This window comes from Streptomyces sp. NPDC048290 (genome assembly GCF_040652095.1).
In the GTDB taxonomy this organism is placed as follows: domain Bacteria; phylum Actinomycetota; class Actinomycetes; order Streptomycetales; family Streptomycetaceae; genus Streptomyces.
On sequence record NZ_JBEZLM010000017.1, the window covers coordinates 92,772 to 112,248 of the forward strand.

At 71.1% G+C, this 19,477-nt stretch carries 18 protein-coding genes and 1 pseudogene; 8 read left to right on the forward strand and 11 right to left on the reverse strand.

Annotation, left to right across the window (positions count from 1 at the left end; translation table 11 throughout):
- Window positions 1–464: 464 nt before the first annotated feature.
- A complete protein-coding gene (locus AB0D49_RS27065; protein ID WP_362761948.1) occupies window positions 465–1,754 on the reverse strand; it encodes a citrate synthase in 1,290 nt (429 codons plus the stop codon).
- Between the two features lie 273 nt (window positions 1,755–2,027).
- Window positions 2,028–4,283: an ATP-dependent RecD-like DNA helicase gene (locus AB0D49_RS27070; RefSeq protein WP_362761950.1), complete on the reverse strand. Its 2,256-nt coding sequence runs from the start codon at window positions 4,281–4,283 to the stop codon at window positions 2,028–2,030.
- Window positions 4,284–4,600: 317 nt separating this feature from the next.
- On the opposite strand from AB0D49_RS27070, the gene AB0D49_RS27075 reads away from it, so the two are divergent.
- Both AB0D49_RS27075 and AB0D49_RS27080 read left to right on the forward strand, forming a co-directional pair.
- Window positions 4,601–5,518, forward strand: a complete 918-nt coding sequence (locus AB0D49_RS27075) for a metalloregulator ArsR/SmtB family transcription factor (RefSeq protein WP_362761952.1) — start codon at window positions 4,601–4,603, stop codon at window positions 5,516–5,518.
- A gap of 12 nt (window positions 5,519–5,530) precedes the next feature.
- On the forward strand, window positions 5,531–6,142 hold the full coding sequence (locus tag AB0D49_RS27080) for a dihydrofolate reductase family protein (RefSeq protein ID WP_362761954.1): 612 nt from the start codon (window positions 5,531–5,533) through the stop codon (window positions 6,140–6,142).
- Between the two features lie 137 nt (window positions 6,143–6,279).
- On the opposite strand, the gene AB0D49_RS27085 is transcribed toward AB0D49_RS27080, so the two are convergent.
- Together AB0D49_RS27085 and AB0D49_RS27090 are read right to left on the reverse strand one after the other, a co-directional pair.
- Window positions 6,280–6,483, reverse strand: coding sequence for a DUF397 domain-containing protein (locus AB0D49_RS27085; protein WP_362761956.1), 204 nt, complete (start codon window positions 6,481–6,483; stop codon window positions 6,280–6,282).
- Window positions 6,483–7,319 (reverse strand): helix-turn-helix transcriptional regulator, encoded by an 837-nt coding sequence (locus AB0D49_RS27090; RefSeq protein ID WP_362761958.1) that lies wholly within the window; start codon window positions 7,317–7,319, stop codon window positions 6,483–6,485. Before AB0D49_RS27090 ends, AB0D49_RS27085 begins: the two co-directional genes overlap by 1 nt.
- 172 nt (window positions 7,320–7,491) lie before the next feature.
- On the opposite strand from AB0D49_RS27090, the pseudogene AB0D49_RS27095 reads away from it, so the two are divergent.
- Window positions 7,492–7,602, forward strand: a pseudogene (locus AB0D49_RS27095) (ATP-binding protein); the annotation flags it as partial.
- Window positions 7,603–7,746: 144 nt separating this feature from the next.
- Here the strand turns inward: AB0D49_RS27095 and AB0D49_RS27100 are convergent.
- The 3 genes from AB0D49_RS27100 to AB0D49_RS27110 form a co-directional block, all read right to left on the reverse strand.
- Window positions 7,747–8,577, reverse strand: coding sequence for a cytochrome P450 (locus tag AB0D49_RS27100; RefSeq protein ID WP_362761960.1), 831 nt, complete (start codon window positions 8,575–8,577; stop codon window positions 7,747–7,749).
- A gap of 20 nt (window positions 8,578–8,597) precedes the next feature.
- Window positions 8,598–8,927, reverse strand: a complete 330-nt coding sequence (locus AB0D49_RS27105; protein ID WP_362761961.1) for a hypothetical protein — start codon at window positions 8,925–8,927, stop codon at window positions 8,598–8,600.
- A gap of 574 nt (window positions 8,928–9,501) precedes the next feature.
- Entirely contained in the window at window positions 9,502–10,641 is a 1,140-nt protein-coding gene (locus tag AB0D49_RS27110; RefSeq protein WP_362761963.1) for a class I SAM-dependent methyltransferase, read from the reverse strand.
- A 349-nt stretch (window positions 10,642–10,990) separates the two neighbouring features.
- Between AB0D49_RS27110 and AB0D49_RS27115 the strand changes: the two genes are divergently transcribed.
- The 3 genes from AB0D49_RS27115 to AB0D49_RS27125 all read left to right on the forward strand — a co-directional run bounded on the left by AB0D49_RS27115 (window position 10,991) and on the right by AB0D49_RS27125 (window position 13,053).
- Entirely contained in the window at window positions 10,991–11,467 is a 477-nt protein-coding gene (locus AB0D49_RS27115) for a DUF4260 family protein (RefSeq protein ID WP_362761965.1), read from the forward strand.
- 88 nt (window positions 11,468–11,555) lie between these two features.
- Entirely contained in the window at window positions 11,556–12,065 is a 510-nt protein-coding gene (locus AB0D49_RS27120; protein WP_362762132.1) for a TetR/AcrR family transcriptional regulator, read from the forward strand.
- A 220-nt stretch (window positions 12,066–12,285) separates the two neighbouring features.
- Window positions 12,286–13,053 carry a hypothetical protein gene (locus AB0D49_RS27125; protein WP_362761967.1) on the forward strand — a complete coding sequence of 256 codons (768 nt, stop codon included), beginning with the start codon at window positions 12,286–12,288 and terminating at the stop codon, window positions 13,051–13,053.
- A 53-nt stretch (window positions 13,054–13,106) separates the two neighbouring features.
- On the opposite strand, the gene AB0D49_RS27130 is transcribed toward AB0D49_RS27125, so the two are convergent.
- A complete protein-coding gene (locus tag AB0D49_RS27130) occupies window positions 13,107–13,709 on the reverse strand; it encodes a GNAT family protein (RefSeq protein WP_362761969.1) in 603 nt (200 codons plus the stop codon).
- Window positions 13,710–13,899: 190 nt separating this feature from the next.
- Here AB0D49_RS27130 and AB0D49_RS27135 point away from each other — a divergent pair, with 190 nt between their 5' ends.
- Entirely contained in the window at window positions 13,900–14,940 is a 1,041-nt protein-coding gene (locus tag AB0D49_RS27135; RefSeq protein WP_362761971.1) for a LacI family DNA-binding transcriptional regulator, read from the forward strand.
- Between the two features lie 99 nt (window positions 14,941–15,039).
- On the forward strand, window positions 15,040–15,942 hold the full coding sequence (locus AB0D49_RS27140) for a ribokinase (protein WP_362761973.1): 903 nt from the start codon (window positions 15,040–15,042) through the stop codon (window positions 15,940–15,942).
- A 263-nt stretch (window positions 15,943–16,205) separates the two neighbouring features.
- Here the strand turns inward: AB0D49_RS27140 and AB0D49_RS27145 are convergent, their stop codons facing one another.
- Genes AB0D49_RS27145 through AB0D49_RS27155 form a run of 3 tightly spaced genes read right to left on the reverse strand, consistent with a single transcriptional unit; the run spans window position 16,206 to window position 19,383 of the window.
- Entirely contained in the window at window positions 16,206–17,006 is an 801-nt protein-coding gene (locus tag AB0D49_RS27145) for a sugar phosphate isomerase/epimerase family protein (RefSeq protein ID WP_362762135.1), read from the reverse strand.
- Window positions 17,007–17,059: 53 nt separating this feature from the next.
- Complete coding sequence (locus AB0D49_RS27150; protein WP_362761974.1) at window positions 17,060–18,235, reverse strand: dihydrodipicolinate synthase family protein; 1,176 nt, start codon at window positions 18,233–18,235, stop codon at window positions 17,060–17,062.
- On the reverse strand, window positions 18,232–19,383 hold the full coding sequence (locus AB0D49_RS27155; RefSeq protein ID WP_362761976.1) for a Gfo/Idh/MocA family oxidoreductase: 1,152 nt from the start codon (window positions 19,381–19,383) through the stop codon (window positions 18,232–18,234). Before AB0D49_RS27155 ends, AB0D49_RS27150 begins: the two co-directional genes overlap by 4 nt.
- Window positions 19,384–19,477: the final 94 nt, after the last annotated feature.

Here is a 19,477-nt window from a genome sequence, read left to right on the forward strand (position 1 = left end):
CACCGAGCACCATCGAGCACCACCGCAGGAACACAACTGCTCAGCACAACCGCACAGCCGCCTTGTGGCGGCACCCGGGTACGGCGAGTTTTGCTCGTTGTGCCCACGACAGCGAATTCAGGCGCTGGTCCTCAGAGACGCCCGGCCGGATCCCGTGGGGGGAATCCGCACCGGGACATGGGAAGGCGCCCTGGTCGTCGGCCCGTGGGGGGACTGGCGTGCCGGGGCGCCTTCTGCCGTGCCGGGAACCGCGCGGACCTCACCATCACCCCACCCTCTCCCGGCACTCGACCGCCACGGCCGTAACAGCCCTTACCGCCGTGCCTGTACCGCCCGCCGCTCCCACTCGCCGCCTCCGAACCGGCTCCACGCGACGGGCCCCGTACTCCTCTTCACCGTGGAGTACGGGGCCCGGGGGCGTTCTTCTCAAGGGCCGGTCGTCATGGCCGCGTGAGGCGGGTCACTCAGCGCGCCTCGACCGGTACGAAGTCGCGCTCGACGACGCCCGTGTAGATCTGGCGCGGGCGGCCGATGCGGGAGCCCGGCTCCTTGATCATCTCGTGCCACTGGGCGATCCAGCCGGGGAGCCGGCCGAGGGCGAACAGGACCGTGAACATCTCGGTCGGGAAGCCCATGGCCCGGTAGATCAGCCCGGTGTAGAAGTCGACGTTCGGGTAGAGCTTGCGCTCGGTGAAGTAGTCGTCGGAGAGCGCGTGCTCCTCCAGCTTCAGCGCGATGTCCAGCAGTTCGTCGGACTTGCCGAGCGCGGAGAGGACATCGTGCGCGGCGGCCTTGATGATCTTGGCGCGCGGGTCGAAGTTCTTGTAGACCCGGTGGCCGAAGCCCATCAGGCGGACGCCGTCCTCCTTGTTCTTCACCTTGCGGATGAAGGTGTCGACGTCACCGCCCGTGTCGCGGATGCCTTCGAGCATCTCCAGCACGGACTGGTTGGCGCCGCCGTGCAGCGGGCCCCACAGTGCGCTGATACCGGCCGAGATGGAGGCGAACATGTTCGCCTGCGAGGAGCCGACGAGGCGGACCGTGGAGGTCGAACAGTTCTGCTCGTGGTCCGCGTGCAGGATGAGCAGCTTGTCGAGGGCGGAGACCACCGTCGGGTCCAGCTCGAACTCCTGCGCGGGGACCGAGAACGTCATCCGGAGGAAGTTCTCGACGTAGCCGAGGTCGTTGCGCGGGTAGACGAACGGGTGACCGATCGACTTCTTGTACGCGTACGCGGCGATGGTCGGGAGCTTGGCGAGCAGCCGGATGGTGGAGAGGTTGCGCTGGTTCTCGTCGAACGGGTTGTGGCTGTCCTGGTAGAAGGTCGACAGCGCCGAGACCACGGACGACAGCATGGCCATCGGGTGGGCGTCACGCGGGAAGCCCTTGTAGAAGTTCTTGACATCCTCGTGCAGCAGGGTGTGCTGGGTGATGTCGTTCTTGAACACGCTGAGCTCGTCGACCGTGGGCAGCTCGCCGTTGATCAGCAGATAGGCGACCTCCAGGAAGGTGGAGCGCTCGGCCAGCTGCTCGATCGGGTAGCCGCGGTAGCGGAGGATGCCCTGCTCACCGTCGAGATAGGTGATGGCGGACTTGTAGGCCGCGGTATTGCCGTAGCCGCTGTCCAGGGTCACCAGCCCGGTCTGGGAACGCAGCTTCCCGATGTCGAAGCCCTTGTCCCCGACGGTGCTGTCGATCACCGGGTAGGTGTACTCGCTGCCGTCGTACCGCAGTACTACAGAGTTGTCGCTCACGTCTTCCCTCACCGACGTAGTGCCTCATCTTCGAGGTGCCCTGACTGTCTCTACCATCCCCCATTTGGCGCAGGAGAGTGCACTCGGGGTCGACCATTGGGCTTATTGACGGCACTCAGTGCCGCCAACTTGCCATCCTGCCCGCTCGATCCGGCATCCGGAAGTGGTCTGTGACCTTTGTGACTCATTTGATCGATCATCTTTCGGCGGGCCCCCGGCTGGGCAGGGCCACGGCCCTAAGAGGCCCCGAAGGGCTCCCAGGGCGCCGCCGGGTCAGGACCCCGCGAGTCTGAAGTCGAGCGCCGTACATCTGCGACCTGCCGAGACCGTACGCACCGCCTGGCCGATCGCCTTGCGCGAACCGACGAGGACGACCAGCTTCTTCGCCCGGGTGACCGCCGTGTAGAGCAGGTTCCGCTGAAGCATCATCCATGCTCCCGTGGTGACGGGGATCACCACGACGGGATATTCACTCCCCTGGGAGCGGTGAATGGTCACCGCGTAGGCGTGCGCCAATTCGTCCAGTTCATCGAATTCATACGGAACCTCCTCGTCCTCGTCGGTCCGTACCGTGAGCCGCTGGTCGACCGGGTCGAGCGAGGTGACCACCCCCACGGTGCCGTTGAACACGCCGTTCTCCCCCTTCTCGTAGTTGTTGCGGATCTGGGTGACCTTGTCGCCGACGCGGAAGACGCGTCCGCCGAACCGCTTCTCGGCGAGGTCGGGGCGTGCGGGGGTGATGGCCTGCTGGAGGAGCCCGTTGAGGGTGCCCGCCCCCGCGGGTCCCCGGTGCATGGGCGCGAGCACCTGGACGTCCCGCCGCGGATCGAAGCCGAATTTGGCCGGAATACGACGGGCGGCCACATCCACGGTGAGGCGCCCGGCCTCCTCCGTGTCGTCCTCCACGAAGAGGAAGAAGTCCTTCATACCGTCCGTCACCGGATGCTGCCCCGCGTTGATCCGGTGCGCGTTGGTCACCACCCCGGACTGCTGGGCCTGCCGGAAGACCCGGGTGAGCCGGACCGCCGGGACCGGTGACCCGTCGGCCAGCAGATCCCGCAGCACCTCCCCCGCGCCGACGCTCGGCAACTGGTCCACATCCCCCACGAACAGCAGATGCGCCCCCGGCGGTACGGCCTTGACCAGCTTGTTGGCGAGCAGCAGATCCAGCATGGACGCCTCGTCCACCACCACCAGGTCCGCGTCCAGCGGCCGGTCCCGGTCGTATGCGGCGTCCCCGCCGGGCTTCAGCTCCAGCAGGCGGTGCACGGTGGACGCCTCGGCGCCGGTCAGCTCGGCGAGCCGCTTGGCGGCCCGGCCGGTGGGCGCGGCCAGCACCACCTTCGCCTTGCGGGCTCGGGCCAGCTCCACGATCGAGCGGACCGTGAACGACTTGCCGCAGCCGGGACCGCCGGTGAGCACCGCGACCTTCTCGGTCAGCGCCAGCCGGACGGCGGCCTCCTGCTCGGGCGCCAGCTCCGCGCCCGTACGCCCCTTCAGCCAGGTCAGTGCCTTGTCCCAGGGCACGTCCCGGAAGGCGGGCATCCGGTCCTGGTCGGTGCGCAGCAGCCGCAGCACCTGCGCGGACAGGGACAGCTCCGCGCGGTGGAACGGCACCAGGTAGACGGCCGTGACCGGCGCCCCGCCGTCGTCCGGGCCGGGGACCGACTCCCGTACGACACCGGGGTCTTCGCTGTCCTCGGGCGGGGCGGCGAGGTCGGCGAGGCACTCGATGACCAGGCCGGTGTCCACCTGGAGCAGTTTCACGGCGTCGGCGATCAGCCGCTCCTCCGGGAGGAAGCAGTGCCCTTGGTCGGTGGACTGCGAAAGCGCGTACTGGAGGCCCGCCTTGACGCGCTCCGGGCTGTCGTGCGGGATGCCGACGGACTGGGCGATCTTGTCGGCGGTGAGGAAGCCGATGCCCCACACGTCGGCGGCCAGCCGGTAGGGCTGGTTCTTGACGACCGAGATGGAGGCGTCGCCGTACTTCTTGTAGATGCGTACGGCGATGGAGGTGGAGACCTCCACGGTCTGGAGGAAGAGCATCACCTCTTTGATCGCCTTCTGCTCCTCCCAGGCGTCGGCGATCTTCCGGGTGCGCTTGGGGCCGAGGCCGGGCACCTCGATGAGCCGCTTGGGCTCCTCCTCGATGATCTTCAGGGTGTCGACGCCGAAGTGCTGGGTGATGCGGTCGGCGAAGACCGGTCCGATGCCCTTGACCAGCCCCGAGCCCAGATAGCGGCGGATGCCCTGGACGGTGGCCGGCAGCACCGTCGTGTAGTTCTCCACGGTGAACTGCTTGCCGTACTGGGGGTGGGAGCCCCAGCGGCCCTCCATCCGCAGCGACTCCCCCACCTGTGCGCCGAGCAGCGCGCCGACGACCGTGAGCAGATCGCCCGCGCCACGGCCCGTGTCGACCCGCGCGACCGTGTAGCCGTTGTCCTCGTTGGCGTATGTGATCCGCTCCAACACGCCTTCGAGCACGGCGAACCGGTGCTCGGTCGTGGGGTTCCCCGCCTGGTGAGCCATGCGATCGACAGTACCGCCGGGCGCTGACAGCGGTGGTGGGGCTGTGGATAACTCCGGCGGGCGGGCGGGGATGCGCGTGCGCCCTTCGTGGATGCGTCGTTCGTGGATGTGTCGTCGCCGGTGCGTCGTTTCGTGGATGCGCCGCCCTGGATGTGCCGTCGTGGATGGGTCGTCGCCCGTGCGTCGTCGTGGATGTGCCGCCCTGGATGCGCCGTCGTGGATGTGTGCCGTCCTTGATGTGCGTCATGGAATCCCGTCATAGGTCCGCCCTCACATATTCCTTGACACGAATATTCGTCTTAGGGAATGCTTCAGTCATGGATGAACTCCTCACCGCGCTCGCCGACCCGGCGCGCTGGCGGCTGGTGACGCTGTTGGCCGAGCGGCCACGCCCGGTCGGTGTGCTCGCGCAGCTCGCCGGGGCGCGGCAGCCGCAGACGACCAAGCACCTCCAGACGCTGGAGCGGGCCGGGATCGTCACCTCGCGGCGCAGTGGACAGCGGCGGGTCTACGCGCTGCGGTCCGCGCCGCTGCGGGACCTGGCGACGGCGCTGGTCCGGCTGGCCGACACGGTGGACGGCGGCGGGGCGGCGGCGCGACCCGGGGTCGGCGGTGTCGGCGGGATCGGCGGCTCGCAGGAGACGTACGAGCGCTATGGGCGCAGCGTCGATGCGGAGCGGCTGGCGGCCGTACGGGGGGCGGGGTGGGCGGATGGGCGCTCCTTCGCTTTCGCGCGGTCGTTCGCCGGGCGGCCGGAAGTGGTGTGGCGGTATCTGACCGAGGTGGCGCTGCTCGCGCGCTGGTGGGTCCCGGACGATCTGCGGATCTCCGAGCTGGTCTTCGAGGCGTGGCCGGGCGGGCGGATCGTCCAGGAGTACCGGGACGTGGAGGACACGGACGGTTCGGACGCGGTGGTGGGGCGTGCGGAGGGGGTCGTGGAGGTCGTACGCCGTGGTGAGCGGCTGACCTACCGGAGCTCTCCGCTGCTGCCCGACGGGCGGGTCGCCTTCACGGCCCAGGTGGACATGGAGTTGCGGGCGACGGACGCCGGTACGGATCTGGAGGTGCGATGGCGGCTGGCCGATTCGACGGTCGAGGCGGCGGATTTCGTCGCCGGGATCGAGATCGGTTTCGCGCAGAGTCTGGAGAAGCTGGCGGCGGCGGTCGCGGCCGATGAGGGGACGGATGGTGCCGGTTCCGCACACGGGTCCGGCACCGGTATCGAGCAGAGCTGAGGGAGTCGGGACATGAGTGGGAACACGGGCGGGCGTCTGGTGACGGCGAATCTGGGGCTGAGTCTGGACGGGCGGTATCACGGGCCGGGCGGGGCACATGACTTCGCCGCGTTCGCCCCGTACGTGACCTCGGAGGTCGCGCGGGATCAGATGACCCGGATCTGGCAGACCGCGACCACGGCGGTGCTGGGGCGGGTCAACGCCGAGGGGTTCCTCGGGTACTGGTCCTCGGTCGCGGCGGACGAGAGTGCGGACGCGCGGGACCGGGGCTATGCGCGGTGGCTGGTCGACACGGAGAAGGTGGTGTTCTCCACGACGCTGGCGGCGGCGCCATGGGAACGGGCCCGGGTGGTGAGCGGGTCCGTCCCGGAGGTCGTCGCCGGACTCAAGGCGGACACGGCGGACGGGGCGGGCGACATCCTGGTCAACAGCAGCGCGAGCATCATCAAGCCGCTGCTCGCGGCGGATCTGCTGGACCGGCTCTATCTGATGGTGTTCCCCGAGATCACCGGGGGTGGAGGCCGGCTCTTCGAGGACGGTCTGCCCGGCACGCGCTGGCGACTCGCGGCGCAGGAGCGGGGTGAGTCGGGGGAGCTGGCCATGGTCTACGACCGGGTCCGCTGACCGACTGCCCGACGGTCACGGGGGTCGCTGGAGGCGTGGCCGACGGACTTGGTGTCCGTCGGCCGCGCGCCGTTCGGACAGTGCGGTCGTCAGTCATGCGGCAAGCCTGACACACCCCACTGACAATCGGCCTGACCTCAGGTTCTGTTGGATTCCGCGAAGGTCTGGAGGAAGGCGGCGAACGCTGCCCGGGGGAAGGTGAGGGCGCCGTGCCCGACATGCTTGGAGTCGCGGACGGCGGTGCGGGTGGGAGTGGTGGCGACCTCGACGCACTCATTGCCGTCGCCCTCGCCCGAGTAGGACGACTTTCGCCAGTTCATGCCGGTGACCGTCGAGTGCATCACAGCTCCTTCGTCAGACGGTGGATGAGATCCCGCGATCGGTCCGACTCGAGCGATACGGCCTCCACCTTGAGGAAGCGCGTTCGATAGCCGCTCAACTCCGCTGCGGAGTCCAGGAGGCCCGCGCCATGGGGCGCGTCCCTGACCACCGTGTCCAACCTGCGCACAGGGCCCTCCACATAGGTCATGGTGCTGGACGCCCTGGCGAAGCCGTCCAGGTCGAACGGGATGACACGCAGGGTGATGTGGTCCGCCGTGGAGAGTTCCAGGAGCTGGGCGAGCTGAGCTTTCGACGTCGCCCGGTCGCCGACCCGGATGCGCAGAGCCGCCTCATGTAGCACGGCTTCGTACGGGACAGTGACCTGCTGACGGGCCTTGCGGTGCTGGACACGCAGTTCCAGCTCCTCCGGGGTCAGCTCCGGGAGCCTCGCAGAGAAGACGGCCCGCGTGTAGTCCTCCGTCTGGAGCAGACCGGGCACATACAGGACGGCTACGTGGCGCAGCACCCGTGCGTGGTGTTCCAGCTCGGAGAGGTCCAGGAACGGCGTCGGCAGTAACCCCCGGTACTCCTCCCACCACCCCCGGGTCCGGTCGGTGGCGATGGCGGCGAGCGCGTCGATGAACTCCGCGTCGGCGCAGCCGTAGTGGGAGGCGAACCGTCGTAGCCGCTCCTCACTCACCCCGACCATGCCCAGCTCGATGTGGGTGATCTGGGCCCGCTTCACTCCGAGCAGCGCCGCCGACTCGACGGTGTTGAGTCCGACCGCCTCGCGCAGTCGGCGCAACTCCGCGCCCAGGCGCATCTGACGTGCCGTCGGCTCGCGCCTCTGGACCATGGGTCACTTCTCCTCTTCGGGGTGCGGTTTCCGCGATCGGCTTGCGTTGCGTATCACGATACCCCTACCCTCAGTGAGGTTTCGATCACGCAGGGGAGGGGCGTCGCCTCGCCCCGCCAGTGCGGCGCGAGATGTCGCTGTGCGCGAAATCCCCTACATCTCACCGGAGTTGGTGGCCCATGCCGGAACCGGGGACTGCGCGCTCCGCATCCCCAACGACCTGAGAGCGGTCACGATGTGCCGTCGGACCCTGCGTCTGACCCTGACCGTGCACGGTCTGGTCGGTCGACGGCACCAACACGACGATCGATTCGACTCGACCCGACTCGTGGTGTGCGGCTGAGGAACGTCGGGGCCCACCGAGTGCCCCCGGGGCGCAGCCGCCCGCCCGTGGAGCCCCCTCTGTCGGCCACGCGGGCGGCGGACATCACCAGGTGACGGGCAGTTCGAGCAGTCCGCCGGTCAGCTGGCAGTCCTGCCACCGCAGGTCCTGCTCCGGCACGGCCAGGCGGAGCCCGGGGAAGCGGCGGAACAGCATGTCGAAGACGACCTGTAGTTCCAGCCGGGCGAGGGCGGCTCCCACGCAGAGGTGGGGTCCGGCGCCGAAGGCGGTGTGCTGGCCTTGGGCGCGGTGGATGTCGAACCGGTCGGGTTCCGGGTAGGCGGTCGGGTCGAGGCAGGCCGGGCCCTGGGCGAACAGCACCAGGTCACCGGCGTTGATCCGGCCGTCCGGGGAGTCGACGTCGGTGCGGGCCCACCGCCATACCAGGCCCAGGTCCGGTTGGCTGACCCTCAGGAGTTCCTCCACGGTCGCCGCGAGCAGTTCCGGGCTGGTCAGCATCGCCCGGCGCTGTTGGGGGTGGCTGAGAAGGTACTGCACACCGGTGCCGATCCGGGTCACGGTGGTGGCGTGGCCGGCGAAGAGCAGCGCGACGGACCACAGCACCGCGAGGTCTTCGCTGATGACTCCATCGGCCTGGGCCTGGACCAGGTCGGTGAGCGCGTCCTTGGCGGGCTCGGTGCGCTTGCGTGCCATCAGCGCGCGCATGTAGTCGTTCAGGTGGACCAGCGCCTCGCAGACGCGGGCCGGCTCGGACAGGTGGCCGACATCCGCCGTCCAGAGCTGGAAGTCCTCGCGGTCGGCGAACGGCACGCCGAGAAGTTCGCAGACCACCTCTACGGGCAGTGGCTCGGCGAGCAGGGCGTGCAGGTCGGCCGGCGCACCGGCCTCGGCAACCTGGTCCAGCCGGCGGCCCACAAGGGCCTCGATCCGGGGCCTCAGCGTCCGGACCCGATGCGCGGACAGAGTGTTGGCGTGACGCGCCGCAGGATGCGGAACTCCGCCTCGAGCCGTTCGTGGTCGGTGCCCTGCGGCCCGTAGAACTGTCCGATCGCGGACAGGACCGGAGCCGAGAAGGGGTCGGGGTGCACCCGGCCGAAACGGTCGTCCGAGAGCATGCGGATGACGTCGTCGCGCCGTGTCACCAGCCAGGCGGGATGCCCGGCGAACGTGCGGACTCTCGCGATCGGGCCGGACATCTGGAGTTCACGGAACTCCGGCGCCACCCTCGTCGGATCAGGCCGGTCGAACGGCAACTGCTTCGGCAAGACCACCAGCTCCAGTCATCGGCCTCGGAGGCACCACCTGAGACGGTCTCCAGGTCCGGTCATCGAGTTCCACCGCACGTGGTCCCCGTCACGCATCACAGTCGCTGCCCCCGAGTCGACCACGTGACTAGGGCAACGAGGTGCAGGACGGGCTGGGTTCAGAGACCGCGTACTCCCGCTCACCCGGACAGCTGACCGCTACGAGGGTGGGTGACCTGGGGACGCGGAGAGGGCTGGTGGACACCGGCGAGCTGCTCGCCGCCGAGTTGGTGTCGAACGCTGTGCGGCACATGTACGGGTCCGCCACGCTACGGGTGCGCCGGGATGAGCAGGGCGGCGTGTGGGTCGGGCACGCCGTATGGGTCGGACGCCTGGGACAATGACCCCGAACCAGCTTGCCCACCTGAGCCGTTGGCCCGGATCGCGGCGGAGCGGGAAGGCGGGCGCGGGCTCGGCATGGTCATCGCCCGTGCCGACTATTGGTTGCCCGTGTCCCGTGCCCCGTGTCCTGTGTCCTGTGTCCTGTGTCCTGCGGGTGTCAGGGAGGTGCCCACAGGACACGGGACACGCCGGGTCACTTCCTCGGGGTCAGGCGCCATAGGGACGTGGTTTCCGCGTCCCGTGCCGCGTGGAGCGGGTCGGTGGTGTTCCTGGCGCGTGGGTGCCGGGGTCTGACGTCGGTCTTGGCGACGACGCGCAGGTCTGCCGCAGCGATGGCGTCGAGCACCTGTCGGCGGGTGCGCAGACCGAGGTGTTCGGCGAGGTCGGACAGGATGAGCCAGCCCTCGCCCGCCGGGCGGAGGTGGGCGGAGAGTCCGGCGAGAAAGCCGTGCAGCATGGTGCCGTCCGGGTCGTAGACGCCTTGTTCGAGGGGGCTGGTCGGCCGGGCCGGGAGCCAGGGCGGGTTGCAGACGACGAGGTCGGCGCGGCCGTCGGGGAACAGGTCCGGGCCGGTCACCTCGACCTGACCGGTCAGGGCGAGCCGCTGGACGGTGTCCCGGGCGCACGCCCGCGCGCGGGGGCTGATGTCGGTGGCCGTGACATGGGGGACGCCTCGGCGGGCCAGCAGCGCGGCCAGGACACCGGTTCCGGTGCCCAGGTCGAAAGCCTTACCGGTGGCAGAGGCGTTGCGGAGGGTCGGGGGCAGGGGAGCGCGCGCCACCAGGTCGACGTACTCGCTCCGGGTCGGCGCGAACACGCCGTAGTGGGGGTGGATGCGCGCACCGAGTGCCGGGACGTCGATCCCCTTCAGCCGCCACTGGTGGGCGCCGATCACTCCGAGCAGTTCGCGCAGGGAGACCACCATCGGCCCTGTGGACGGGCCGTACGCCTCCTGGCAGGCCCGGCGGACATCGGGGGCCCGGCGTACGGCGGTCAGGGCGTGGTCCTCGTCCAGCAGCACCAGGAGCCGTCCCAGGACGCGGGCGCGGTGGGCGGCCGTGTGTCGCTGACGGTGGAAGGCGTCGGTCAGGGGCCCGCTGAACGGGCGTGGTGCGGGGTCGGCGCGGCGGCCCATGGCGCGCAGGAGCTGCCGGGCGTTGTGGAAGTCGCCGCGCCACAGGAGGGCCGTTCCACGGCGGGCGTGGCGGTGGGCGTCGTCGGCTGTCGTCCGGTCGTCGGCGAGGACGGTTCGGGTGGGGGGCGGGGTGCCGTTCTCGGAGTGCCAGCGGGCGCTGTGCGGGGTGTTGTGCTCGGTCCAGCGGATCGTGGACACGGGTGTACTCCTCGTGATCGGACGTGATCGAACGTGCGGGGCACGAAGAGCACTTCGACGAGGAGCGGGGTGGTGCGGGGCGGGGTGGGCTGTGGGTCGCCGCCGCTGTCAGTACCGCTCTCGCGTCGAAGCGCGGAAGCGGACGTCCCAGAGAACCATGCCGAGCATCAGTGAGCCCTTCCGGAGGAGCGGTCCCCGGCATGTTCGCACAAGGGCGCGTCCCGCGGCCTGCGCCGTCCCTGTGCCGTCCTGCCGGGTGCGCGACCCACCCGTTGACAGCTAACAGCGTTAGCCTTACGGTGTAGCTAACAGCGTTAGCCACTGATCGCCAGGAAGGCAGGCCCCGCTCATGCAGTCGACGCCCACACTCACCAGCCCGCTCCAGACCCCGACCGCCCCCGCGTCCACCCCGGACCTCGCCCCCTCCCCCGGCGGCGCCTCCGCGCTGAAGGGAGCGCGCAGGGCGCTGTGGTTCGCCGCCGCGCTCTTCTGGACGGCCTTCGCGGTCCTGGAGGGCATCAACCACGGCACGGCGGCGATCGTCATGGCCGTGCTGTTCCTGCTGGCGCCGGATCTGACCCTGCTGATCTCGGCGCGGGAGAGCGCCCGGCTGACCAAGGGCCGGCTGGCGCCCCGCGCGGTGCCGTTCTACAACCTGGCGCACCGCGCGGTGATCCCGTTCAGCCTCGCCGTGCTGTACTCCTTCACCGCGCCCAAGGAGTGGGCACCGCTCTTCGCGGCGCTGTGCGGCTGGCTCGCGCACATCTCGTACGATCGCGCCTTCGGGTACGGACTGCGGACGAAGGACGGTTTCCAGCGTGGCTGAGCGGCGGCGGAGCACAGCGAACCGTGCCCAGGGCGACCCCTCCGGTGCTTCCGGCCCCGCGTCCCGGCTCACGCCCCGGGGCAGGGAGATCGTGGACGCCGCGCGGGGCCTGGTCGAGAAGTCCGGGCCCGCCGCGCTCACCATGCGCGCGCTCGCCGACGAACTCGGCATCAAGGCGCCCTCCCTGTACAAGCACTTCCCGGACAAGGCGGCCGTGGAGGTGGAACTGATCGCCCTCGGTCTGGTCGAGACGGCGCAGGCGCTGGAAGCGGCGGAGGAGCGGTACGCACGGTCCCCCTCCGGTGGGTCCACACTCCTCACCGCCCTCGCCGACGCCTACCGCGCGGACGCCCTCACCCATCCGCACCTGTACTGCCTCGCCACCGAGGGGCCGCTGCCACGGCACGCGCTGCCCGAGGGAGTGGAGGAGCGGGCGGCGATGCCGCTGCTGCGCGCCTGCGACTTCGACATGGACAAGGCCCGCGCGGTCTGGGCGTTCGCGCACGGCATGGTGATCCTGGAGATCCGGGGACGGTTCCCGGAGGGCGCCGACCTGACGGCGGCCTGGCGGGCGGGGATCGAGGCGCTGGAGCGGTAGTTGGGGCGGGTCTGCCCCTTCCCGCCCATGTCGCGACGCCCTTCCCGCCCGCGTCGAGACGCCATGCACGCACTCGCGCCGCACCAGGCGTGCGCCGACCGGACCGCGTACAACGCGCACCAGGGGCCGGGCCGGCCCGGTCCTTCGACGGCTCACACTGCCTCCCGTCCCCCGCTTCCCGCGGTTCCTCACTGATCGGTGGTCGACCTACATGAGCGCCATGGACTCCCCGGCTCGGACCGCGTACATGTGGACGTCCTCCACAGTCGGTTCCCTGGGTGGGCCGCTCCTCGTCTGCGACCTCGCCGCCTTCCCCGAGTGGGGCGGCGCGGTGCACGACTCCGCCTACGCATTGCTCCCGGGCTGCGACTACGCCCGTGCCCTGGCCGCGGTCCACACGGACGACGACGACCTCGAAGCGGCTCTCCTGGGCTTCGGCGACGGCACGGAACATGTGGGCCTCGTCTGGGAGATGGACGGTGAGGGCCGCGCCGAGGTGGCTCTGTCACCGTCCCGGGGTGCCGCTGCGGGCGGCTCGGAGAGTGACGGTTTTCTGCTCCTGCGTTCCTGGCTTCCGTCGGGCCGGTCGGCCGCGCCCCGGCGGCGTGCGGCGGGTGCCTCCGCGGCTGAGGAGAGCGACATGGGTGAGGTCGTGTTCCCCAGCGGGCGGGCCGTCGTCGCCTGGGCGGCGGTCGGCGCCGACGAGACGGGCTCCTACGCGACGCCCCAGGAACGCGCCGCCACACTCGGCGCCTTGGCCCGGCTGCACCCCCCTGTGCCGCTCAACGTGGACGGCCAGGTGGGACTCGGCACCGTGCTGTGGGTGACTCCGGGCACCTATCGGGTCACCTGCGGAGGGCACGAGGGGACGCGGGGCCGGTACATGTCCCAGGAGGAGCAGTACGGCGCACAGTGGTCCTCCGTGGACGACGACTGGAGCTGCCGTTGGGTCCGCTTCACCCGGTCCAGCGGCACGGCGGAGGGCTGAGGTCCGGGGGCGGTCGGCGGTGACGGTCCCGTACCGCGCGGGGCGTCGGACGTTCAGGCGTCCCAGGCGCGCGGCCGGGCCAGCGTCTCCCATTCGGGGCGGAGCAGCGCGCACACGGCGACGTCCAGGCGACGGCCGCGATGGAGACAGGCGGCGCGGAGGACGCCCTCCTGGGTGAAGCCTGACGTGGCCAGGACGGCGAGCGCGGGGGCGTTGTCGGTGTGGGTCTCCGCCGTGAGCCGGTACATGGGGAGTTCCCCGAACGCGAGGTCCACCACGGCGTCGAGGGCGGCCCTGCCATGGCCGTGTCCGCGATGCCGGGCGGCGAGCATCAGCTCGACCTCCGCCGTGCCGTCGACCAGGTTCTGACCGGTCAGCGCCACATGACCGACGGGGGTGCCGTCGGGCAGGAGGACGAGGAAGTCGTCGCGATCGTCGTCGTCCAGGTCGCGTTCGATCCGTTCACGCACCGAGGTGCGCGCACGCGGCCAGATGCCCAGGTGGTGGGCGTTGACGGGGTCGGACCGCAGGTCGTGCAGGAACTCCGCGTCGTCCGGGTCGAGGGCCGCGAGGCCGATCGGCCCGGCCCGCCAGGAGAGCCGTCTGCCGTCCGCCGTGCCGTGCCCGTCACCCGTGAGCGTGCTGTCCTCGGTCATGGGCGGATGCTAGGGGGTTCGTCGCCCCGCGCGGCAAGCCGTTTTCGTGCCCTCCGAGGGGCGCCGGTCACGATTGGGTTGCGTGGGCCTCGTACCCCTTGCCCTCGGTTCGTGTAATCGATTCCAATCCCCCGTACGGGGCGATGTAATCGATTCCATCGAGGTCGTCCGAGGGGAGGTGGGTCGGCTCATGGCGGGGATCAAGGATGTCGCCGCCGTGGCGGGGGTGTCGGTCGCCACGGTGTCGCGGGTGCTGAACGCGCATCCCTCGGTGAGCGCCGGCGCGCGGGCCAGAGTGCTGACCGCCGTCGAGTCGCTCGGGTACCGGCCGAACGCGGTGGCCCGTTCGCTGCGCACCGATCAGACGCGCACCTTCGGTCTGGTGATCCCGGATGTGCTCAATCCGTACTTCACCGAACTCGCCCGGTCCGTCGAGGAAGAGGCGCGCACGCTCGGCTACAGCGTGATCATCGGGAACGCCGGTGAACGGCCCACAGTCCAGGACCACCACATACGGACCCTGCTCGACCGGCGGATCGACGGGCTGCTCGTGGCGCCCGCCGACGGGGGATCGGCGCTGCTGGCGGACGCGGCGCGGGGCGGGACACCGATGGTGTTCGTCGACCGGTGGATTCCCGGCGTCGACGTGCCGGTCGTGCGGTCGGACGGACGGGCGGCCGTACGGGAGCTGGTCGGGCATCTGCGCGGGCTCGGGCACCGGCGCGTGGCGATCATCGCGGGACCGGCCACGACCACCACGGGCAGCGAGCGCGTCGACGCGTTCCGGGCGGCGATGGCGGGGTACGGGCTGCCGGTGCCGGACGCGTACGTCGGACAGGGCGACTTCCAGGCCGGGAGCGGGCGCCGGGCGACCGAGCGGTTCCTCGCGCTGGACGAGCCGCCCGAGGTGGTGTTCTGCGCGGACAACCCGACGGCGCTGGGCGCGCTGGACGCCGTACGCGCGGCGCGGTTGCGCGTTCCGGAGGACATCGCGCTGGTCGCGTTCGACGACATCCGGTGGTTCGTGCACACCGATCCGCCGATCACCGCCATCGCGCAGCCGACCGGCGCGTTGGGGCGGGCCGCCGTGCGGGCGCTGGTCGAGCTGAGGGAGGGGCGGCGGCCTCAGTCGGTGACCCTGCCCGCGCGGCTGGTCGTCCGCCGGTCCTGCGGCGCCTCGCCCGACACGCCCGGACGCGGCTCGGCCGTCCCCCGCTCCCCCGCCGTATGACGAAGGACGCCGTGAGCAACGGCGATGATGCCGCTGGAAAGCGGTCGCACAGGACCGTGCGGCCGGCTCCGGCGGCCGACCGATCGAGGGAGACAGTTCATGTACGACTACGACCTGTTGGTCGTGGGATCGGCCAACGCCGATCTGGTGGTCCGGGTGGAGCGGCGGCCCGGGGCCGGGGAGACGGTCCTCGGGTCCGATCTGGTGGTCCATCCGGGCGGCAAGGGCGCCAACCAGGCGGTCGCGGCGGCCCGGCTGGGGGCCCGTACGGCGTTGCTCGCGCGGGTGGGCGACGACGGGCACGGGCGGCTGCTGCTGGACGCGCAGCGGGCGGCGGGCGTGGACACGGTGGGGGTGCTGGTGGGCGGGGCGCCGACCGGGGTCGCGCTGATCACCGTCGACCCGTCCGGGGACAACAGCATCGTGGTGTCGCCGGGGGCGAACGGGCGGCTGGTGCCCGGGGACGTGCGGGCCGCGGGCAGTCTGTTCCATGCCGCGCGGGTGGTGTCCACGCAGTTGGAGATCCCGCTGGAGACGGTGGTGGAGGTGGTGCGGGCGCTCGCGCCGGACAGCCGGTTCGTGCTCAATCCGTCGCCGCCGCGTCCGCTGCCGGGCGAAGTCCTGGCCGCTTGTGATCCTTTGATCGTGAACGAGCACGAAGCGCGGGTGATCCTGGGCGAGTCATGTGTGAGCGACGCGCCCGAGGACTGGGCCCGGCTGCTGCTGGCCAAGGGGCCCCGTTCGGTGGTCGTGACGCTGGGCGCGGAAGGGGCCCTGGTGGCGACCGGGGACGGCGTCGTACCGGTGCCGTCGGTGGCCGTGGACGCCGTGGACACGACGGGCGCCGGGGACGCGTTCACGGCGGCGCTGGCGTGGCGGCTCGGGCGCGGCGAGTCGCTGGCGGAGGCCGCCGCCTACGCGGCGCGGGTGGGGGCCGCGGCGGTGACGCGCGCCGGTGCTCAGGAGTCGTATCCGACGGCCGAGGAGGTGGCCGCGCTCTGACCGGGAGAAACGGGAGGGACCCGGTCCTTGGACCGGGCCCCCCTGCTTTCCCCTCCTGCGTCAGAACTCCGCGATCCCCCCGGAGCCCCCCTCCAGAAGTTCTGACGCTGACTACGACCCGCCTGGGCGGGAAACGGTTGCATGGGCGCCATGATTTTTTCGGGCGGCCGATCGCTGGGGCGGGGCCGGACAGAAAGGGCCTGGTCGGTCCCTCGCGTGCAGGCGGTCGGCCAGGGGGCGGCCCGTCCCGTACATATGGTCGGTCAGTCCATCGCGTGCCTACGGAACCGTTCCACGGTCTCCGTCAGGACCTCCCTTCCGTCCCGGGCCCACAGTCCGGCGTTGAACAGCTCGACCTCGATCGGCCCGCCGTATCCGGCGGCTTCGACGTGGCCGCGCCACGCGCGCAGGTCGATCGATCCGTCCCCGAGCTGGCCGCGCCCCTCCAGGACCCCTTCCGGCAGCGGGGTGATCCAGTCGGCGAGCTGGAAGGCGTGCAGGCGTCCGCCCGCCCCCGCGCGGGCGATCTCTCCGGGCGCCCGGTCGTCCCACCACACGTGGTACGTGTCCACGGTGACGCCGACCTGCTCGGCGGGGAACCGTTCGGCGAGATCGAGGGCCTGGGCGAGGGTGGAGACGACACACCGGTCGGCGGCGTACATCGGGTGCAGTGGTTCGATGGCCAGCCGCACCCCGTGTTCCCGCGCGTAGGGGCCGAGTACGCCGAGCGCGTCGGCGATCCGTTCCCGGGCGCCGTACAGGTCCCGTGACCCGGCGGGCAGTCCGCCGGAGACCAGGACGAGGGTGTCCGTGCCGAGGGCGGCGGCCTCGTCGACGGCCCTGCGGTTGTCGTCAAGGGCCGCCGCGCGTTCCCCGGCGTCGGTGGCGGTGAGGAAGCCGCCCCGGCACAGCGTGGTCACCCGCAGTCCCGCGTCCCGCATGAGCCGGGCGGTGGCGGCGACGCCGTACGCGTGGACGGGTGCCCGCCACAGGCCGACCGCGCGCACCCCCAGGCCGGCGCAGGCTTCGGCGAGGTCGGGCAGCGAGAGCTGTTTGACCGTCATCTGGTTGATGGAGAGGCGGCTGAGGGCGGCGCCCGGCTCACGGGCCGGTCCGTTCACCCGGTCACCCCGTACACGGCGAGCAGGGCGCGAATGCGGTCCTCCGCGAGCTTCGGGTCGGGGAACAGGCCGAGCGTGTCGGCGAGTTCGTAGGCGCGGGCCAGGTGCGGCAGGGAGCGGGCCGACTGCTGGCCGCCGACCATGGCGAAGTGGTCCTGGTGACCGGCGAGCCAGGCCAGGAGGACCACACCGGTCTTGTAGAAGCGGGTGGGGGCCTGGAACAGGTGCTGGGACAACTCCGCCGTCGGGTCGAGCAGGGCGCGGAAGCCGGTCATGTGTCCGGCGTCCAGCGTCCGCACGGCGTGGGCGGCGAGCGGCCCCAGCGGGTCGAAGACGCCCAGCAGGGCGTGGCTGAAGCCCTGCTCGTCCCCGGCGATCAGCTCGGGGTAGTGGAAGTCGTCGCCGGTGTAGCAGCGCACCCCGTCCGGGAGCAGCCGGCGCAGACCGATCTCGCGCCGGGCGTCCAGCAGGGAGACCTTGACGCCGTCCACCTTGTCCGGATGCGCGGCGACGACCTCCAGGAACGTCCCCGTCGCCGTGTCCAGGTCCGTGGCGCCCCAGTAGCCCTCCAGGGCCGGGTCGAACATCGGCCCCAGCCAGTGCAGGACGACCGGCTCACGCGCCTGGCGCAGCAACTGCCCGTAGATCTCCAGATAGTCCTCGCGGTCACGGGCGGCGGCGGCCAGCGCGCGGGACGCCATGAGCACGGCCCGCGCGCCCGCGTCCTCCACCACCGCCAACTGCTCCTCATAGGCGCGGCGGATCTCATCGAGCGCGTAGGTGCGGCCGTTCCCGGCGGCGGGCAGGTGATCGGTACCGGCGCCGCAGACGATCCGGCCTCCCAGGGAACGGGCCTCGGCGGCGCTGCGGCGGATCAGCTCGGCCGCGCCCGCCCAGTCCAGGCCCATGCCGCGCTGGGCGGTGTCCATGGCCTCGGCGACGCCCAGTCCGTGCGCCCACAGATGGCGGCGGAAGGCGAGGGTGGCGTCCCAGTCGAGGACGGCCGGTGTGTCGGGACCGACGTCGGCGAACGGATCGGCCACGACATGCGCGGCGGCGAAGACCGTACGGGAGCGGGGGGCGGGGCCCGGGGGGAGCGTGAGCGGCTCGGAGCGGGGCCGGTAGGCGCGCAGACCGCCGTCCGTGCCGGGGAGCCGGATGGCCGCCGTCATCGCGGGACCTCCGGTACGTCGATCCGGCGGCCCTCGGCGGAGGATCTCAGGCCCAGTTCGGCGAGCTGCACCCCGCGCGCACCGGCGAACAGGTCCCAGCGGTAGGGGGCGTCCGCGTGGACATGGCGCAGGAACAGCTCCCACTGGGCCTTGAAGCCGTTGTCGAAGTCGGCGTTGTCGGGGACCTCCTGCCACTGGTCCCGGAAGGCGTGGGCGGCCGGGAGGTCCGGGTTCCAGACGGGCCTGGGGGTGGCCGCGCGGTGCTGGATCCGGCAGGTGCGCAGTCCGGCGACGGCGGAGCCCTCCGTGCCGTCCACCTGGAACTCCACCAGTTCGTCGCGGTGGACCCGGACCGCCCAGGAGGAGTTGATCTGGGCCACGGCCCCGCCCTCGATCTCGAAGATGCCGTAGGCGGCGTCGTCGGCGGTGGCGGCGTAGGGCTCGCCCCGCTCGTCCCAGCGGCGCGGGAGGTGGGTGGTGGCGAGGGCCTGTACGGAGGTGACCCGGCCGAAGAGTTCGTGGAGGACGTACTCCCAGTGCGGGAACATGTCGACGACGATGCCGCCGCCGTCCGCCGCGCGGTAGTTCCAGGAGGGGCGCTGGGCGGGCTGCCAGTCGCCCTCGAAGATCCAGTAGCCGAACTCGCCCCGGACGGACAGTATCCGGCCGAAGAAGCCGCCGTCGATCAGCCGTTTCAGCTTGCGCAGGCCCGGCAGGAAGAGCTTGTCCTGGACGACGCCGTGCTTGACGCCCCGGGCGTCGGCGAGTCGGGCCAGGGCGAGGGCGCCGTCCAGGCCGGTGGCGGTGGGCTTCTCGGTGTAGACGTGCTTCCCCGCGTCGATCGCCTTCCGGATCGCCGTCTCGCGGGCGGAGGTGACCTGGGAGTCGAAGTAGATGTCGACGCTGTCGTCGGCGAGGACGGCGTCCAGGTCGGTGGAGAAGTGATCGAGGCCGTGCTGTGCGGCGAGCGCCTTCACGGCGTGCTCGCGCCGTCCGACGAGGATCGGTTCGGGCCACAGCACGGTGCCGTCGCCCAGATCGAGACCGCCCTCATCTCGCAGGGCGAGGATCGAGCGGACGAGGTGCTGGCGCAGGCCCATGCGACCGGTGACGCCGTTCATGGCGATGCGGACCGTCTTGCGTGTCACGTCGTTCCCTTCCCTATGGACAGTGGATGATAGAAAGCGCTTTCTATGGAGGGAGAAGATAGCCTCTGCGGGCGGGGTGGACAAGCGTCGTGGT

Excerpts from the sequence above, each read along its gene's own strand:
- AB0D49_RS27090 (WP_362761958.1), bottom strand. The coding sequence starts at position 7,319 with ATGGTCCAGAGGCGCGAGCCGACGGCACGTCAGATGCGCCTGGGCGCG.
- AB0D49_RS27140 (WP_362761973.1), top strand. The coding sequence starts at position 15,040 with ATGTACGACTACGACCTGTTGGTCGTGGGATCGGCCAACGCCGATCTG.
- AB0D49_RS27135 (WP_362761971.1), top strand. The coding sequence starts at position 13,900 with ATGGCGGGGATCAAGGATGTCGCCGCCGTGGCGGGGGTGTCGGTCGCC.
- AB0D49_RS27130 (WP_362761969.1), bottom strand. The coding sequence starts at position 13,709 with ATGACCGAGGACAGCACGCTCACGGGTGACGGGCACGGCACGGCGGAC.
- AB0D49_RS27115 (WP_362761965.1), top strand. The coding sequence starts at position 10,991 with ATGCAGTCGACGCCCACACTCACCAGCCCGCTCCAGACCCCGACCGCC.
- AB0D49_RS27150 (WP_362761974.1), bottom strand. The coding sequence starts at position 18,235 with ATGACGGCGGCCATCCGGCTCCCCGGCACGGACGGCGGTCTGCGCGCC.
- AB0D49_RS27075 (WP_362761952.1), top strand. The coding sequence starts at position 4,601 with ATGGATGAACTCCTCACCGCGCTCGCCGACCCGGCGCGCTGGCGGCTG.
- AB0D49_RS27080 (WP_362761954.1), top strand. The coding sequence starts at position 5,531 with ATGAGTGGGAACACGGGCGGGCGTCTGGTGACGGCGAATCTGGGGCTG.
- AB0D49_RS27125 (WP_362761967.1), top strand. The coding sequence starts at position 12,286 with ATGGACTCCCCGGCTCGGACCGCGTACATGTGGACGTCCTCCACAGTC.
- AB0D49_RS27145 (WP_362762135.1), bottom strand. The coding sequence starts at position 17,006 with ATGACGGTCAAACAGCTCTCGCTGCCCGACCTCGCCGAAGCCTGCGCC.
- AB0D49_RS27070 (WP_362761950.1), bottom strand. The coding sequence starts at position 4,283 with ATGGCTCACCAGGCGGGGAACCCCACGACCGAGCACCGGTTCGCCGTG.
- AB0D49_RS27085 (WP_362761956.1), bottom strand. The coding sequence starts at position 6,483 with ATGCACTCGACGGTCACCGGCATGAACTGGCGAAAGTCGTCCTACTCG.